Source organism: Serratia sp. CY84636, from assembly GCF_052166245.1.
GTDB lineage: Bacteria > Pseudomonadota > Gammaproteobacteria > Enterobacterales > Enterobacteriaceae > Serratia > Serratia nevei.
In genome coordinates this window covers 1,320,935-1,336,495 of record NZ_JBJNOX010000002.1, presented here as the reverse complement: position 1 = coordinate 1,336,495, position 15,561 = coordinate 1,320,935, and the positions used below count along the sequence as shown (strand labels likewise).

The 15,561-nt window shown below is 61.5% G+C and carries 20 protein-coding genes; 15 read left to right on the top strand and 5 right to left on the bottom strand.

Going from position 1 to position 15,561, the window contains the following annotated elements; all coding sequences use genetic code 11:
• Positions 1-32: 32 nt before the first annotated feature.
• The 10 genes from ACJ8QI_RS10915 (at position 33) to ACJ8QI_RS10870 (ending at position 9,265) form a co-directional block, all read left to right on the top strand.
• Positions 33-1,649 (top strand): methyl-accepting chemotaxis protein, encoded by a 1,617-nt coding sequence (locus ACJ8QI_RS10915; RefSeq protein ID WP_047730456.1) that lies wholly within the window; start codon positions 33-35, stop codon positions 1,647-1,649.
• Positions 1,650-1,686: 37 nt separating this feature from the next.
• On the top strand, positions 1,687-2,559 hold the full coding sequence (gene cheR, locus ACJ8QI_RS10910; protein WP_025159837.1) for a protein-glutamate O-methyltransferase CheR: 873 nt from the start codon (positions 1,687-1,689) through the stop codon (positions 2,557-2,559).
• Positions 2,559-3,608 carry a protein-glutamate methylesterase/protein-glutamine glutaminase gene (locus tag ACJ8QI_RS10905; RefSeq protein WP_015378262.1) on the top strand — a complete coding sequence of 350 codons (1,050 nt, stop codon included), beginning with the start codon at positions 2,559-2,561 and terminating at the stop codon, positions 3,606-3,608. The genes cheR and ACJ8QI_RS10905 overlap by 1 nt, the downstream gene beginning before the upstream one ends.
• A 102-nt stretch (positions 3,609-3,710) precedes the next feature.
• The gene (gene cheY, locus ACJ8QI_RS10900; RefSeq protein WP_060420785.1) at positions 3,711-4,100 is read left to right on the top strand and encodes a chemotaxis response regulator CheY; all 390 of its coding nucleotides are present in this window, start codon (positions 3,711-3,713) and stop codon (positions 4,098-4,100) included.
• Between the two features lie 10 nt (positions 4,101-4,110).
• A complete protein-coding gene (cheZ, locus tag ACJ8QI_RS10895; RefSeq protein WP_004934858.1) occupies positions 4,111-4,755 on the top strand; it encodes a protein phosphatase CheZ in 645 nt (214 codons plus the stop codon).
• Between the two features lie 125 nt (positions 4,756-4,880).
• Positions 4,881-5,114, top strand: a complete 234-nt coding sequence (vapB, locus tag ACJ8QI_RS10890) for a type II toxin-antitoxin system VapB family antitoxin (RefSeq protein ID WP_041035628.1) — start codon at positions 4,881-4,883, stop codon at positions 5,112-5,114.
• On the top strand, positions 5,114-5,512 hold the full coding sequence (gene vapC, locus ACJ8QI_RS10885; protein ID WP_033640020.1) for a type II toxin-antitoxin system tRNA(fMet)-specific endonuclease VapC: 399 nt from the start codon (positions 5,114-5,116) through the stop codon (positions 5,510-5,512). The genes vapB and vapC overlap by 1 nt, the downstream gene beginning before the upstream one ends.
• Positions 5,513-5,638: 126 nt before the next feature.
• Positions 5,639-6,790: a flagellar biosynthesis protein FlhB gene (flhB, locus tag ACJ8QI_RS10880; RefSeq protein ID WP_047730459.1), complete on the top strand. Its 1,152-nt coding sequence runs from the start codon at positions 5,639-5,641 to the stop codon at positions 6,788-6,790.
• Positions 6,783-8,861, top strand: a complete 2,079-nt coding sequence (gene flhA / locus ACJ8QI_RS10875; protein WP_038876828.1) for a flagellar biosynthesis protein FlhA — start codon at positions 6,783-6,785, stop codon at positions 8,859-8,861. Before flhB ends, flhA begins: the two co-directional genes overlap by 8 nt.
• The gene (locus ACJ8QI_RS10870) at positions 8,861-9,265 is read left to right on the top strand and encodes a flagellar protein FlhE (protein ID WP_060420791.1); all 405 of its coding nucleotides are present in this window, start codon (positions 8,861-8,863) and stop codon (positions 9,263-9,265) included. Before flhA ends, ACJ8QI_RS10870 begins: the two co-directional genes overlap by 1 nt.
• A 2-nt stretch (positions 9,266-9,267) precedes the next feature.
• Here the strand turns inward: ACJ8QI_RS10870 and ACJ8QI_RS10865 are convergent, their stop codons facing one another.
• From ACJ8QI_RS10865 to flgA, 5 genes are all read right to left on the bottom strand, one after another.
• Positions 9,268-9,570 carry a helix-turn-helix domain-containing protein gene (locus tag ACJ8QI_RS10865; RefSeq protein ID WP_038876832.1) on the bottom strand — a complete coding sequence of 101 codons (303 nt, stop codon included), beginning with the start codon at positions 9,568-9,570 and terminating at the stop codon, positions 9,268-9,270.
• Positions 9,567-9,938 carry a type II toxin-antitoxin system RelE/ParE family toxin gene (locus ACJ8QI_RS10860; protein ID WP_442532466.1) on the bottom strand — a complete coding sequence of 124 codons (372 nt, stop codon included), beginning with the start codon at positions 9,936-9,938 and terminating at the stop codon, positions 9,567-9,569. Before ACJ8QI_RS10860 ends, ACJ8QI_RS10865 begins: the two co-directional genes overlap by 4 nt.
• A gap of 229 nt (positions 9,939-10,167) precedes the next feature.
• Positions 10,168-10,602 (bottom strand): flagella synthesis protein FlgN, encoded by a 435-nt coding sequence (locus tag ACJ8QI_RS10855; protein ID WP_033634998.1) that lies wholly within the window; start codon positions 10,600-10,602, stop codon positions 10,168-10,170.
• A gap of 40 nt (positions 10,603-10,642) precedes the next feature.
• Entirely contained in the window at positions 10,643-10,954 is a 312-nt protein-coding gene (flgM, locus tag ACJ8QI_RS10850; protein ID WP_019452957.1) for a flagellar biosynthesis anti-sigma factor FlgM, read from the bottom strand.
• A gap of 129 nt (positions 10,955-11,083) precedes the next feature.
• Positions 11,084-11,737, bottom strand: a complete 654-nt coding sequence (flgA, locus tag ACJ8QI_RS10845) for a flagellar basal body P-ring formation chaperone FlgA (RefSeq protein WP_060420907.1) — start codon at positions 11,735-11,737, stop codon at positions 11,084-11,086.
• Positions 11,738-11,897: 160 nt separating this feature from the next.
• Between flgA and flgB the strand changes: the two genes are divergently transcribed.
• From flgB to ACJ8QI_RS10820, 5 genes are read left to right on the top strand one after another with little or no spacing between them, the layout of a single operon-like run.
• Positions 11,898-12,311, top strand: a complete 414-nt coding sequence (flgB, locus tag ACJ8QI_RS10840) for a flagellar basal body rod protein FlgB (protein ID WP_033634995.1) — start codon at positions 11,898-11,900, stop codon at positions 12,309-12,311.
• Positions 12,312-12,316: 5 nt separating this feature from the next.
• A complete protein-coding gene (gene flgC / locus ACJ8QI_RS10835; protein ID WP_004934826.1) occupies positions 12,317-12,721 on the top strand; it encodes a flagellar basal body rod protein FlgC in 405 nt (134 codons plus the stop codon).
• A gap of 12 nt (positions 12,722-12,733) precedes the next feature.
• Positions 12,734-13,411, top strand: a complete 678-nt coding sequence (gene flgD / locus ACJ8QI_RS10830) for a flagellar hook assembly protein FlgD (protein ID WP_016927297.1) — start codon at positions 12,734-12,736, stop codon at positions 13,409-13,411.
• A gap of 54 nt (positions 13,412-13,465) precedes the next feature.
• Positions 13,466-14,689 carry a flagellar hook protein FlgE gene (gene flgE / locus ACJ8QI_RS10825; RefSeq protein WP_004934822.1) on the top strand — a complete coding sequence of 408 codons (1,224 nt, stop codon included), beginning with the start codon at positions 13,466-13,468 and terminating at the stop codon, positions 14,687-14,689.
• 12 nt (positions 14,690-14,701) lie between these two features.
• Entirely contained in the window at positions 14,702-15,547 is an 846-nt protein-coding gene (locus ACJ8QI_RS10820; RefSeq protein ID WP_442532465.1) for a flagellar basal body rod protein FlgF, read from the top strand.
• Positions 15,548-15,561 lie beyond the last annotated feature (14 nt).

The following is a 15,561-nucleotide window of genomic DNA, read 5'->3' as shown; positions in this document are numbered from 1 at the left end:
CCGGTCGCCGGCCGGCTGCAAGGAGGTTCACAGTGTTTAACCGAATCCGTATCTCTACCAGCTTGTTCCTGTTGTTGATGACCTTTTGCGTTCTGCAGTTGGCCAGCAGCGGCCTGTCGTATTCCGCGTTTCGCTCCGATAACCACAATCTCGACATCATCACCCTTGGCAGCCAGCAGCGCGATTCGCTCAGCCTGAGCTGGGTGTCGCTGTTGCAGGCGCGCAATACGCTGAACCGCGCCGGCACCCGCGCGGCGCTGAAACTGCCGCAGGAGCAGGTGAACGAATTGATGAGCAGCGCCCGCAGTTCGCTGCAGAAGGCCGATCTCTATTTCAATCAGTTCATGGCGGTTGAGCGCAGCAGTGAGCAACAGAGTCAGCAGACGGCAACGACCAAGGCCAGCTACGAGCGGCTGCGCGGCGCGCTGCGCGAGCTGATCGGCTTCCTGGAGAAGGGGGAGCTGCAGGCATTTATGGATCAGCCGACGCAGAAAACCCAAGACCTGTTCGAGGCCGACTTCGTGCAGTACCTGCAGCTGGTCAACGGCGACATCAGCGAAGCCAGAGACGCCAACCAGTTCTCCTTCACGCTGGCGGGCCTGATGCTGGCGGGGGCGGTCTTGATGCTGATCGTGGTGACCGGCAGCGCCATGTGGTGGTTGCGTACCATGCTGGTGCAGCCGCTGAACCAAATCCGCAGCCACTTTGAACGCATCGCCGCCGGCGATTTGGCGACGCCGATTCAGGTGTATGGCCGCAATGAAATCAGCATGCTGTTCGCCAGCCTGCAACGCACGCAGCAGTCGCTGATCGGCACCGTCGGCGCCGTGCGCGACGGGGCGGAGTCGATTCTGATCGGCCTGCAGGAGATATCCGAAGGCAATAACGATCTCTCTTCCCGCACCGAGCAGCAGGCCGCTTCGCTGGAAGAAACCGCCGCCAGCATGGAACAGCTGACCGCCACGGTGAAACAGAACGCCGACAATGCGCGGCAGGCCTCTCAGCTGGCGCGCGACGCCTCGGCCACCGCGGCCAAGGGCGGCGAACTGGCCGGCGACGTGGTGACCACCATGCACGATATCGCCAACAGTTCGCAGAAAATCGGCGCCATCACCAGCGTGATTGACGGCATCGCTTTCCAGACCAACATTCTGGCGCTCAATGCGGCGGTGGAAGCGGCGCGCGCCGGTGAACAGGGGCGCGGTTTCGCCGTGGTCGCCGGCGAAGTGCGCAACCTGGCGAGCCGCAGCGCGCAGGCGGCGAAAGAGATCAAGGTGCTGATCGACGAATCGGTCAGCCGCGTCAAACACGGCTCGGTGCTGGTGGAAAACTCCGGCGCCACCATGCAGGACATCGTGCGTTCGGTGACCCGCGTGACCGACATCATGGGCGAGATCGCGTCGGCTTCGGATGAACAGAGCCGCGGCATCGAGCAGGTGACGCAGGCGGTGACCCAGATGGATCAGGTCACCCAGCAGAACGCCGCGCTGGTGGAAGAGTCCGCTTCGGCCGCCACCGCGCTGGAAGAGCAGGCCATTACCCTGGCCGACGCGGTCGCGGTATTCCGTCTGGCGGACGATAACTTCGTCGCGCCAGGTAACAGCAACAACGCAGTTTCACCCGTGGTAAAGGAAGCCCAAGATTGTTAAACCGCATAAGCAGCACGTTTTTCCCCGGTGAGGTGGCATGAAACAGGCGCCGTCAACTTCTAACCGGGATACTGCGTCGATGTTGACGCAAATGGTGCAGCGCCTGCCGCTGTCGGACGTGCATTTTCGCCGTATCAGCCAGTTGATTTATCAACGCGCCGGCATTGTGCTGGCGGAGCATAAGCGCGAGATGGTTTACAACCGCCTGGTGCGCCGTTTGCGGCTGTTGGGATTGCACGATTTCGGCGACTACCTGGCGCTGCTGGAAAGCGACCCGAACAGCGCGGAGTGGCAGGCGTTTATCAACGCGCTGACCACCAACCTGACGGCCTTTTTCCGCGAGGCGCATCACTTCCCGATCCTGGCGGAGCACGCGCGCTCGCGGCCGAACGGCTACAGCGTCTGGAGCACCGCGGCCTCGACCGGCGAAGAACCGTATTCGATCGCCATCACGCTGAGCGATGCATTGGGCCAACGGGCCGGCAGTTGCCAGGTTTGGGCCAGCGATATCGATACGCAGGTGCTGGAAAAAGCGGAGGCGGGCGTTTACCGCCAGGAAGATCTGCGCACCCTGACGCCGACCCAAATGCAGCGCTATTTTCTGCGCGGCACCGGGCCGCATCAGGGGCTGGTGCGCGTGCGGCCGGAGCTGGCGGCGCGGGTGAACTTCCAGCCGCTGAACCTGCTGGCGCCGGAGTGGGCGCTGCCGGGGCAATTCGACGCCATTTTTTGCCGCAACGTCATGATCTATTTCGATAAGGCGACGCAGGAGCGCATCCTGCGCCGCTTCGTTCCCTTGCTTAAGCCGGGGGGGCTGATGTTCGCCGGCCACTCCGAGAATTTCAGCCAGATCAGCCGGGATTTCTACTTGCGTGGGCAGACCGTGTATGGGCTGACCAAGGAGAGGTAATGAGTAAAATCAGAGTGTTATGCGTAGACGATTCGGCACTGATGCGCCAGCTGATGACGGAAATCGTGAACGGCCACGCCGACATGGAGATGGTGGCGACCGCGCCGGATCCGTTGGTGGCGCGCGATCTGATCAAAAAATTTAATCCCCAGGTGCTGACGCTGGACGTCGAGATGCCGCGCATGGACGGGCTGGATTTCCTCGAGAAGCTGATGCGCCTGCGGCCGATGCCGGTGGTGATGGTTTCTTCGCTGACCGGCAAAGGCTCGGAAATCACGCTGCGCGCGCTGGAACTGGGCGCGGTGGACTTCGTGACCAAACCGCAGCTCGGCATTCGCGAGGGCATGTTGGCCTACAGCGAGCTGATTGCCGAGAAGATCCGCACCGCCGCCAGAGCACGCCTGCCGCAGCGTTCCAGCAGCCCGGCGCCGGCGATCCTCAGCCATGCGCCGCTGCTGAGCAGTGAAAAACTGATCGCCATCGGCGCTTCCACCGGCGGCACCGAAGCGATCCGCCAGGTGCTGCAGCCGTTGCCGGCAACCAGCCCGGCGCTGCTGATCACCCAGCACATGCCGCCGGGTTTCACCCGTTCGTTCGCCGAGCGGCTGAACAAGCTGTGCCAGATCACGGTGAAAGAAGCGGAGGACGGCGAGCGCGTACTGCCGGGCCACGCCTACATCGCACCGGGGGATCGTCACCTGGAGCTGACGCGCAGCGGCGCCAACTATCAGGTGAAGCTGCATGACGGCCCGGCGGTCAACCGCCATCGCCCCTCGGTCGACGTGCTGTTCCGCTCGGTGGCGCAATATGCTGGCCGCAATGCGGTGGGCGTGATCCTCACCGGGATGGGCAACGACGGAGCGGCGGGGATGCTGGAGATGCACCGCGCCGGGGCCTATACCCTGGCGCAGAACGAGGCGAGCTGCGTGGTGTTCGGCATGCCGCGCGAGGCGATCGCCAGCGGCGGCGTCAGCGAAGTGGTCGAGCTGGACAGGATGAGCCAGCGCATGCTGGCGCAGATCGCCGGCGGCCAGGCATTGCGCATTTGATTTTAGTCCGCAGGGTCTTCCCGGCGGCGATATGACCCAGGTTCGCCGCGCGGCGGCCTGCGGTTTTGCATCATTAAACGGTTAACTATTTCAGGAGTAACAATGGCAGACAAGAACCTCAGATTTCTGGTTGTGGACGATTTTTCCACCATGCGCCGCATCGTCAGAAATTTGCTCAAAGAGCTGGGCTTCAACAACGTCGAAGAAGCTGAAGACGGCGCGGATGCGCTGAACAAGCTGCGCGCCGGCGGTTTCGACTTTGTGGTGTCCGACTGGAACATGCCGAACATGGACGGGCTGGAGCTGCTGCAAACCATCCGCGCCGATAGCGTGCTGGCCGCGATGCCGGTACTGATGGTGACGGCGGAAGCCAAGAAAGAAAATATCATCGCGGCGGCGCAGGCCGGCGCCAGCGGTTATGTAGTGAAACCTTTTACGGCGGCGACGCTGGAAGAAAAGCTCAACAAGATTTTTGAAAAATTGGGCATGTAAGGAGAGGGCGATGAGAGACATTCCAATGCCTGCCAGCGATGCAGCGACCGCGGGAGAGATCATCTCCCGCATCGGCCAACTGACCCGAATGCTGCGCGACAGCATGCGCGAACTGGGGCTCGATCAGGCGATCGCCCAGGCGGCAGAGGCGATCCCGGATGCGCGCGACCGTCTTGACTATGTCGTAACCATGACGGCGCAGGCGGCGGAACGGGCGTTGAACTGCGTGGAGGCGGCGCAACCGCGCCAGGCGGAGCTGGAATCCGGCGCGAACGCGTTGAAAGGGCGCTGGGACGAGTGGTTCGCCAACCCCATCGAACTGGACGACGCGCGTTCTCTGGTTAACGACACGCGCCAGTATCTGGATCAGGTGCCGGGCCATACGGCCTTCACCAATGCCCAACTGCTGGAAATCATGATGGCGCAGGACTTCCAGGATCTGACCGGCCAGGTGATCAAGCGCATGATGGACGTGGTGCAGGAGATCGAAAAGCAGCTGCTGATGGTGCTGATGGAAAACATGCCGGAGCAGCCGGTGAAGGAAAAACGGCCGAACGACAGCCTGCTGAACGGCCCGCAGCTCGACCAGAACGGCGTCGGCGTGATCGCCAACCAGGCGCAGGTCGACGATCTGCTCGACAGCCTCGGTTTCTGAGGCTTTTCGGGGCGCGCGACGGCGCGCCCCGAAAGTTGCGCGGTGTCCCGCAAAGATTAATGTATATAGCATTGCTATATACATCATGGCGGTTATAATTTGTACTCCAGTTAAAGGAGGTCGCCATGACGTTAGGTTCTGTCTTTACCAATAATCGGACACAGGCTGTACGCTTGCCTGCAGAGGTGCGTTTCCCTGATACCGTTTCTAAAGTGACCGTCCGCGTAGTGGGCAAAGAGCGCATTCTTGCCCCCCTGGAGAATACCTGGGATAGCTTCTTCTGTGCGGAAAATGAGGTGAGCGATGATTTCCTCAATGAACGTGCCGGGCAGCACCAGCGCGAGCGGGAAGATTTTTGATGTTCAGTCATATGCTGGACACCAACATTGTTATCTATGTCATTAAGCGCCGCCCGCTGGAAGTGCTGGAGGCATTCAATCGCTATGCAGGTAAAATGGTCATTTCGTCGATCACCTATGGCGAATTGGTTCACGGGGTGGAGAAAAGCGCTCGCCCAGCGGTGAACGCCAGAGTCGTTGAGGATTTTGTCTCCCGATTGGACATTCTCGATTACAGCGCCAAAGCAGCATCGCACTACGGCAACATCCGGGCTGCGCTGGAACGCCAGGGAACGCCTATTGGCGTAAACGATCTACATATCGCCGGACATGCGCGCAGCGAAGGATTGATCCTGGTGACCAATAATCGACGCGAATTTGAGCGCGTTGAGGGTTTGCGGCTGGAAAATTGGTTGTAACCTCTCCCTGATGGTCTCATCCCCTAAATAACCCGCCTTTTCCCCCGTTGTTCCGTCAATGACATCGCCAATTTTTTGGCATGCTGACCGCCATTCTTTACCCTCTCGACACAGGAACGGCGTTTCGTGGCTGAAGACAGCGATCTGGAAAAAAGCGAGGCCCCCACGCCCCACAGGCTGGAGAAGGCGCGTGAAGACGGCCAGATCCCGCGTTCCCGCGAACTGACCTCGGTACTGATGCTGCTCTCGGGCCTCGCGATCATCCTGATGTCCGGCAGCAACATGGCGCAACAGCTGGCGGCGATGCTCACGCAGGGGTTGAACTTCGACCATGGCATGGTCAGCAACGATAAACAGATGCTGCGCCAGCTGGGCATGTTGCTGCGCCAGGCCGTACTGGCGCTGTTGCCAATCATGGCGGGGCTGGTGCTGGTGGCGCTCGCCGCGCCGATGCTGTTGGGGGGCATTCTGTTCAGCGGCAAGTCGATCAAATTCGATTTGAAACGGCTGAACCCGTTGTCCGGGTTGAAGCGCATCTTTTCCAGCCAGGTGCTGGCCGAGCTGCTGAAAGGGATCCTGAAAGCGACGCTGGTCGGCTGGGTGACAGGCCTCTATCTCTGGCATAACTGGGCGGCAATGCTGCATCTGATGACCCAGCAGCCGCTCGACGCGTTGGGCAATGCGCTGCAGATGATTCTGTTCTGCGGTTTTCTGGTGGTGCTGGGATTGACGCCGATGGTGGCGTTCGACGTGTTCTACCAGCTGTGGAGCCACTTCAAAAAGCTGAAGATGACCAAGCAGGATATTCGCGACGAATTCAAAGACCAGGAAGGGGACCCGCACGTTAAGGGACGTATTCGCCAGCAGCAGCGGGCGATCGCCCGGCGCCGCATGATGGCCGATGTGCCCAAGGCGGACGTGATCGTCACCAACCCGACGCACTACGCCGTCGCGTTGCAGTACAACGACAAAAAAATGAGTGCGCCGAAAGTGCTGGCCAAGGGGGCGGGCGAAATCGCCTTGCGCATTCGCGAACTCGGTGCGGAGCACCGCATCCCGATGCTGGAAGCGCCGCCGCTGGCGCGTGCGCTGTATCGACACAGCGAGATTGGACAACATATTCCGGCCACCCTGTATGCCGCGGTCGCCGAAGTGCTGGCCTGGGTGTACCAACTGCGCCGCTGGCGGCGCGAGGGCGGCCTGATCCCGAAAAAACCTGAACGTTTACCGGTGCCGGAAGCACTGGATTTTGCAAGAGAGAGTGACTCTGATGGCTAATTTGGCCTCCCTGCTTCGTTTGCCGGGCAATTTTAAAGATACGCAGTGGCAGGTGTTGGCCGGCCCGGTGTTGATCCTGCTGATCCTGTCGATGATGGTGCTGCCGTTGCCGGCGTTTATCCTCGACCTGCTGTTTACCTTCAACATCGCGCTGTCGATCATGGTGCTGCTGGTGGCGATGTTCACCCAGCGCACGCTCGAATTCGCCGCCTTCCCGACCATTCTGCTGTTCTCCACGCTGCTGCGTTTGTCGCTCAACGTCGCGTCCACGCGCATTATCTTGCTGGAGGGGCACACCGGTTCCGCCGCCGCCGGCCGCGTGGTGGAGGCCTTCGGCCACTTCCTGGTGGGCGGCAACTTCGCCATCGGTATCGTGGTGTTCATCATCCTGGTGTTGATCAACTTCATGGTCATCACCAAGGGGGCCGGGCGTATCGCCGAAGTGGGCGCGCGTTTCGTCCTGGACGGCATGCCGGGTAAACAGATGGCGATCGACGCCGATCTGAACGCCGGGTTGATCGGCGAGGACGAAGCGAAGAAACGCCGCGCCGAAGTCACCCAGGAGGCCGATTTCTACGGCTCGATGGACGGTGCCAGTAAATTCGTGCGCGGCGACGCCATCGCCGGCCTGATGATCATGGTGCTGAACGTGGTCGGCGGCCTGTTGGTCGGCGTGGTGCAACACGGCATGGAGCTGGGGGCGGCGGCGGAAAGCTATACGCTGCTGACCATCGGCGACGGCCTGGTGGCGCAGATCCCGGCGTTGGTGATCTCCACCGCCGCCGGTGTTATCGTCACTCGCGTCGCGACCGATCAGGACGTCGGCGAGCAGATGGTGGGCCAGCTGTTCAACAATCCGCGCGTGATGCTGCTGAGCGCCGGGGTACTGGGGCTGTTGGGCCTGGTGCCGGGCATGCCGAACCTGGTGTTCCTGCTGTTTACCGCCGCTTTGCTGGGCCTGGCCTGGTGGCTGCGCGGCCGTGAACAACAGGCACCGAAAGCGGTGGAGGCGCCGGTGATGCCGGACAACCCGCAGGCCGCCGAAGCCAGCTGGGCCGACGTGCAGTTGGAGGATCCGCTGGGGATGGAGGTGGGTTACCGGTTGATTCCGATGGTCGATTTTCAACAAAACGGTGAGCTGCTGGGGCGTATCCGCGGTATTCGCAAGAAATTCGCGCAGGACATGGGGTATCTGCCGCCGGTGGTACACATTCGCGACAACCTGGAGCTGCCGCCTGCCAGCTACCGCATCCTGATGAAAGGCGTCGAGATCGGCAGCGGTGAAGCGCAGCCGGGCCGCTGGCTGGCGATCAACCCCGGCAATGCCGTGGGTGAGCTGGCGGGAGACAAAACCGTCGATCCGGCCTTTGGGCTCGAGGCGGTGTGGATCGACAGCGCCTTGCGCGAGCAGGCGCAGATCCAGGGCTTTACCGTGGTGGAAGCCAGCACCGTTGTGGCGACGCACCTCAATCACCTGATCGGCCAGTTCGCCAGCGAGCTGTTTGGCCGCCAGGAAACCCAACAGTTGCTGGATCGCGTGTCGCAGGAGATGCCGAAACTGACCGAAGACTTCGTGCCGGGCGTGGTATCACTGACCACGCTGCACAAGGTGCTGCAAAACCTGCTGGCCGAGCGTGTTTCTATCCGCGATATGCGCACCATCGTCGAAACGCTGGCGGAGCATGCTCCGGCGCAAAGCGATCCTTATGAGCTGACCACCGTGGTGCGGGTAGCGCTGGGCAGGGCGATCACGCAGCAGTGGTTCCCGGGCAACGGCGAGATTCAGGTCATCGGTTTGGATACCCAACTGGAGCGCCTGTTGTTGCAGGCGTTGCAGGGCGGTGGCGGCCTGGAGCCGGGGCTGGCCGATCGCCTGCTGGATCAGGCGCGCCAGGCGCTGCAGCGGCAAGAGATGCTCAGCGCGCCGCCGGTGCTGCTGGTCAACCATGCGCTGCGGGCCTTGCTGGCGCGCTTCCTGCGCCGCAGCCTGCCGCAGATCGTGGTGTTGTCCAACCTCGAAATCAACGACGATCGCCAGATTCGCATGACGTCGACCATTGGAGCCGCCTGATGAAACGCTGTCTGTTCGTGTTGTGTTTGCTGGCGCCGTTAACCGCCGGTGCGGTGTCCGGTTCCTGGGTGGCCGAAGGGGGGGGCGTGACGTTGGAACAGGGCGGCATGCGCGATGAGTCCGCCGGTTTGCGGCCGCCGAACGCGTTGCCGGATGCCAATGCGCGCATCACCAGCGTCAGCTGGCGCTACCGTTTACTGGGGCCGGAGCCGGTCGGGCTGCAGGCCCAGCTGTGTACGGTGAACCGCTGCATTCCGCTCGGCGGCGGCAGCGGCAGCAGCAACGGTTTGCAGGGCGAACCGGCCAATGCGGAATTGCGCTTTGTCTATTACGTGCAGTCGCAAGGCGGGCTGAACCCGCCGCTGCGCGTGATTGGCAATCAGGTCATCGTCAATTATCAGTAGGGTCAGGCCAGAATTTGCAGGCCGTTGCGTTCCACCAGTGACAGCAGCTTCATTGCGGCGGAGTTCGGTTGCGCTTCGCCGCGCTCCCATTTCTGTACCGCCTTTTTACTGACGTTGAGATACAGCGCAAACACCGGCTGACTGACGTTTTCCCGTTCGCGCAGCGCGCGGATCTCGGCCGGCCCGAACTGTTTCACCGGCCGCAGACACAGCATGTCGAAGGTGCGCATGGTCACGTCGTCGACGAAACCGGCGCGGTGCAGGCCCTGAACTTCCTGGTGGATCGATTTCAGCATCTTGCTCATAGTTGTAACCTTATTAATTCCCCGCAGTTGACCAACTGATACAGTCTGAATGGTGAATAATCCAGATACAGCGCCGCCAAATGCCGCCAGGAAATTAACTCATCCTGATTGATGTTGTCTCTTTCGCTTTTGGCAAAGCCATACATGAAAAAGATCCTGCCTTCATCTGCCGTTGCGATTAATACCCGATACCCGCGCCGTTTTCCACTCCCCATCCGGGCGATGCGTTTTTTGTAAACGCATCCACCGAGATTGGCGTCGTACAACTGATTTTGCATCTCTCGCGCCGCTTTCACTATCGTGGCGTCACTGATGCGTTCGTCGCCGGCAAATGTCTGGAAGGCTTTTGTGAGATAAATGTCGGTCATTCACTCTCCGTGTGAAAATATACCCTTAGTGGGTATAGATCAAGATGTTTAACGACCGAGCTAAGATGACGAAATAGGGAGTGATGGGGAACTGGCAAATATCCGTTCTGCGCAGCCTGGCGCATAACGTTAACGGAATTCAGAAAGCGATAAGAAGAAAATGCGAGAGGGCGCGCATAGCCGGGTAAACCCGCGCCCGGTGGTGCGCACACCGGGCGAAATCAGGGGGTTAGACGCCGATTTTTCTGCCGAGCAGGCTGCCGGCGTGCGACTGGCCGTCCGGGCCATACAGCGATTTGTTGTTCTTGCTGAGGATCGCCAGCGCCTGAGCGTTATGGTCGATCTGCTGATTGAGCAACAGGCCATTGTGCTGATTCTTCTCGCGCAGCGTTTGGCTCAGCAGTTGAACGCGTTGCCAGCGATCGGCCAAGGGCGCATGGCTGGCGTAGGGCGCGCGTTGCCCGCAGGCTTTTTCCTGCCCCAGGCGCTGTTGCTCGAGGTAGGCGACCGTCGCCAGCAGTTGGCTTTTGGCATCGGTTACGCGCTGCAGCGCCACGCCGGGCAACTGGCCGGAACACAGCAAGTCGTGCTCTTCCTCCAGCACGCCATTGAGCGCCTGCAGCGTTTCCAACAGTTTATCCAGCAGTTGTGCCAGGTTTTCCATAGTGATGACTTATCCTTTACCGCTACTCGCCGCCGCGCCGTCAGTCGCGCCCGGCGATCCATTGAATGTCGCTCTGCGCGTCTTGCAGCAGCGCGTCGGCGATTTTGCCGGCGTCCATCTTCAGTTCGCCGTTGCGGATCGCCTGCTTGATGGCCTCGACCCGGCCCATATCGATATCCTGGGTGCCCGGCTGCATCAGGCGCGCCTGCGCCTCGCTCAGTTTGACCTGCGTGCCGCTGACGGCCGTTTCGGCCACGGCGGCCTTACGCGGTTGGAGCGGGTTGTCGGCCGGGGTTTCACGCGGTTGCACAGTGGAAACCGGCTGTAACCGCTGGGTGCGATCGATACTCATGGTCCATCTCCGTTTACGCCGTGACCGCTCGGGGGCGACGACGCTGCAATGAAAGTTTTGCGGCCCTGGTGGCCAATAAAATGCTGCTTGATTTGTCTTATCGGCAAGGTTTGCGGAACCTTTACTTTTTTATAACGTAATGCGAATCGCGCCGTCGTCCCCGACCACGCCGCTGACGATCTGCCCGGACGCCATGCGCACGCGCACGCTGTCTTCGGCGGCGGCGTTGTTCATCGCCTTGCCCGCACCGCTGATGTTGAACCCTTCGCCCTGCGCGGTGACCTGTACCGGTTGCCCGGCTTTGATAATCCAGGCGCGGCGCAGCATGGCGAGGGTCAGCGGTTGGCCGGGGCTGATATTGCGCAGGCTGACGGCGCCTAACGCTTTGCCCGCTTCGGTCAGCGCGCGCGGCGGCAGGGTATCGAGCCGGCCTTCCTTCAACGCCAGATCCGCCGCGGTCAACCGGCTGCCGGCGCTGATGCCGCGCGCCGAAACCAGATAGCGGCCGAACACCTGCACCTGCGTCTGGATAAAACGCCGCTCCTGGCCACAGCGCGCCGAAATGCTGACGTTGCCGCCGATCCGCGCGTTGGGCGGCAGCGACAGCTGGGGCAGTTCGCAGGCGGGCCATTGGGCCGGCGGCGTGCGCACCCGCACTTTCACCTGTACCGGCTCGCCGGTGAACTTGCCTTTGATGAAGCTTTCGATTTGCGTCGCCAGATCGTCGGCGCGCGCGTTCAGACTGCACAGCAGGCCGATAAGCAGCAGCATTTTACCTTTCATCGTCATCTTCTCAAGCTTCATCGGGATACGCGTAAGTGTACCTGCAGCGCGCGCAGGCTAAGCAGATAAATAGCGCCCCATTTTGCGTCTATTCCCGCGATAGGGTGGCGCTGGGGGCGTTTATCCTGTCGACTCCAAATTCTAACCTCGCGGAGGGAGCATGCTCGACAAACTGGACGCGGCTCTGCGCTTTGGCCAAGAGGCGCTGAACTTGCGCGCCCAGCGGCAGGAAATTCTGGCCGCCAACATCGCCAACGCAGACACACCGGGTTATCAGGCGCGGGATATCGATTTCGCCAGCCAATTGAACAAAGTGCTGGAACAAGGGCGCGTCAACGGCAACGGCATGTCGCTGAACCTGACGGCGGCGCGCCACATCCCGGCGCAAACCCTGCAGCCGCCGCAGCTCGATCTGTTGTACCGGGTACCGGACCAGCCGTCGATGGACGGCAACACGGTGGACATGGATCGCGAACGCACCAACTTTGCCGATAACAGCCTGAAATATCAGACCGACTTGACGCTGCTCAACGGGCAGATCAAAGGGATGATGTCCGTGCTGCAACAAGGATAAGGCGCATGTCTTTACTGAACATTTTTGATATCTCCGGCTCGGCGTTATCGGCGCAATCCCAGCGCATGAACGTCAGCGCCAGCAACATGGCCAACGCCGACAGCGTGACCGGCCCGGACGGCGAGCCTTACCGCGCCAAGCAGGTGGTGTTCCAGGTCGCGGCGGCGCCCGGGCAGCCGACCGGCGGCGTGCGTGTCGCCCAGGTGGTGGACGATCCGGCGCCCGAGCGTCTGGTGTACCAGCCGGGCAACCCGCTGGCGGACGCCAAGGGCTACGTGCGCATGCCGAACGTCGACGTCGTGGGGGAAATGGTCAACACCATCTCCGCTTCCCGCAGCTACCAGGCCAACGTCGAGGTGCTCAACACCACCAAGTCGATGATGATGAAAACCCTGACGCTGGGTCAGTAACCGGAGGTTCCCATGGCTATTGCCGCAACCACTAACGAGTCGTTGGACAACACCGTCATCGGTAACAACAGCAAAAATACCAACAGCCAGGATCTGCACAACAGCTTCCTGACGCTGCTGGTGGCGCAGTTGAAAAACCAGGATCCGACCAATCCGATGCAGAACAACGAGCTGACCTCGCAGCTGGCGCAGATCAACACCGTTCAGGGCATCGAAAAACTCAACACCACGCTGGGCTCGATCTCCGGCCAGATCAACAGCAACCAGTCGCTGCAGGCGACGGCGCTGATCGGTCATGGCGTGATGGTGCCGGGCAACAACATTCTGGTCGGCAGCAAGGATGGCAAGGTCAGCACCACGCCGTTCGGCGTGGAACTGGAGCGCGCCGCCGATCAGGTGACCGCCACCATCACCAACGCCAGCGGGCAGGTGGTGCGCACCATCGAAATCGGCGGCCTGACCGCCGGCGTACACGCCTTCACCTGGGACGGTTCGCTGGATGACGGCTCTACCGCGCCAGACGGCGCCTACAAAGTGGCGATTAACGCCAAAGGCAACGGTGAACAGTTGGTGGCGCGTAGCCTGCACTTCGGGCTGGTGAACGGCGTGATCCGCGACGGCAACGGCGCCAAGCTGGATCTCGGCCTGGCGGGCAACGCCACCCTGGAAGACGTGCGACAGATCTTATAACCCTAAGCATCAGGCTCAATCGGACGATAGCCTGACCACTATTCGGAGAATAACATGGCCTTTTCTCAGGCAGTCAGCGGCTTGAACGCGGCAGCAACCAACCTGGACGTGATCGGTAACAACATCGCCAACTCCGCGACCGCGGGCTTCAAATCCGGCAGCGTGTCCTTCGCCGACATGTTCGCCGGTTCGCAGGTTGGGCTGGGCGTTAAAGTGTCCGGCATCACCCAGAACTTCAAGGGCGGCACCACCACCGGCACCAGCCGTGCGCTGGATGTGGCCATCAACGGCAACGGCTTCTTCCGCATGCAGGATAAAGACGGCGGTATCTTCTATACCCGCAACGGCCAGTTCAAGCTGGACGAGAACCGCAATCTGACCAACATGCAGGGCCTGCAGCTGACCGGTTACCCGGCGGCCGGTTCCCCGCCGACCATCCAGCAGGGTGCCAACCCGGTGCCGCTGAGCATTCCTGAAGGCATGATGAACGCCAAGGCGTCTACCTCCGGTGAGATGGTAACCAACCTGAAGTCCACCCATAAAGTTCCGGAGAACAAGACGTTCGATCCGACCAAACAGGACAGCTACAACTACGTCAACACCATCACCGCCTACGACTCGCTGGGTAACGCGCACAACATCAACGCCTACTTCGTGAAGACGGAAGACAACAAGTGGCAGGTCTATACCCAGGACGGCAGCGCAGCGCCAGTGAACGCCGGCACCATGGAGTTCAGCACCAGCGGCAACCTGGTGAAAACCACCAGCACCAACGGCGCGCCGGGCGAGTTCAGCATGGTGATCCCGATGACCGCCAAAGACGGCGCACCGGCGCAAAACTTCACCCTGAGCTTCGCCGGCAGCATGCAGCAGAACGTGGGCAGCGACTCGGTGAGCAAAGTGGCGCAGGACGGCTATGCCGCCGGTGAATACACCAACTTCCAAATCAACAACGACGGCACCGTCGTGGGCATCTACTCCAACCAGCAGACCCAGGTGTTGGGCCAGATCGTCATGGCCAACTTCTCCAACCCGGAAGGGCTGGCGTCGCAGGGCGATAACGTGTGGCAGGAAACCGGTGCATCCGGCCAGCCGCGCGTCGGTCTGTCGGGCGGCGGCGGCTTCGGTAAGCTGACCAGCGGCGCGCTGGAGTCTTCCAACGTCGATCTGAGCCAGGAGCTGGTGAACATGATCGTCGCACAGCGTAACTACCAGTCCAACGCCCAGACCATCAAGACGCAGGACTCCATCCTGCAGACGCTGGTTAGCCTGCGCTAATAGGGCCGAGTCATGGATCACGCGATTTATACCGCGATGGGCGCGGCGCGCCAAACGCTGGAACAGCAGTCCATCACCGCCAACAACCTGGCCAATGCGTCGACGCCGGGCTTTCGCGCCCAGCTCGCCGCGTTGCGCGCGGTACCGGTCGACGGGCCGAGTATGGCGACGCGCACCTTGGTGACCGCGTCGACGCCGGGCTTTCGCGCCCAGCTCGCCGCGTTGCGCGCGGTACCGGTCGACGGGCCGAGTATGGCGACGCGCACCTTGGTGACCGCGTCGACGCCGGGCGCCGACATGAGCCAGGGGGCGCTGAACTACACGTCGCGTCCGCTGGACGTGGCGCTGCAGCAGGACGGTTTCCTGGCGGTGAGCCTGCCGGGTGGCGGTGAAGCCTATACCCGCAACGGCAACATTCAGATCTCCTCCACCGGGCAGTTGACGGTGCAGGGGCTGCCGGTGATGGGCGACGGCGGCCCGATCGAGGTGCCGCCGTCGGCGGAGATCACCATCGCGGCCGACGGCACCATTTCGGCGCTGAACGCCGGCGATCCGCCGAACACCATCGCGCAGATCGGCCGCCTGAAGCTGGTGAAAGCCGATGCGCGCGAAGTGATGCGCGGTGACGACGGGCTGTTCCGCCTGACGCCGGAAACCCAACAGCAGCGCGGCAATCAGTTGCAAAACGATCCGCAGGTGCGGGTGATGCCGGGCGTGCTGGAAGGTAGCAACGTCAAGCCGGTGGAAACCATGGTCGACATGATCGCCAACGCCCGCCGCTTTGAAATGCAAATGAAGGTCATCCACAGCGTGGATGAAAACGAACAGCGTGCCAACTCACTGCTCTCAATGAGTTAAGCAGCAAGGAAATA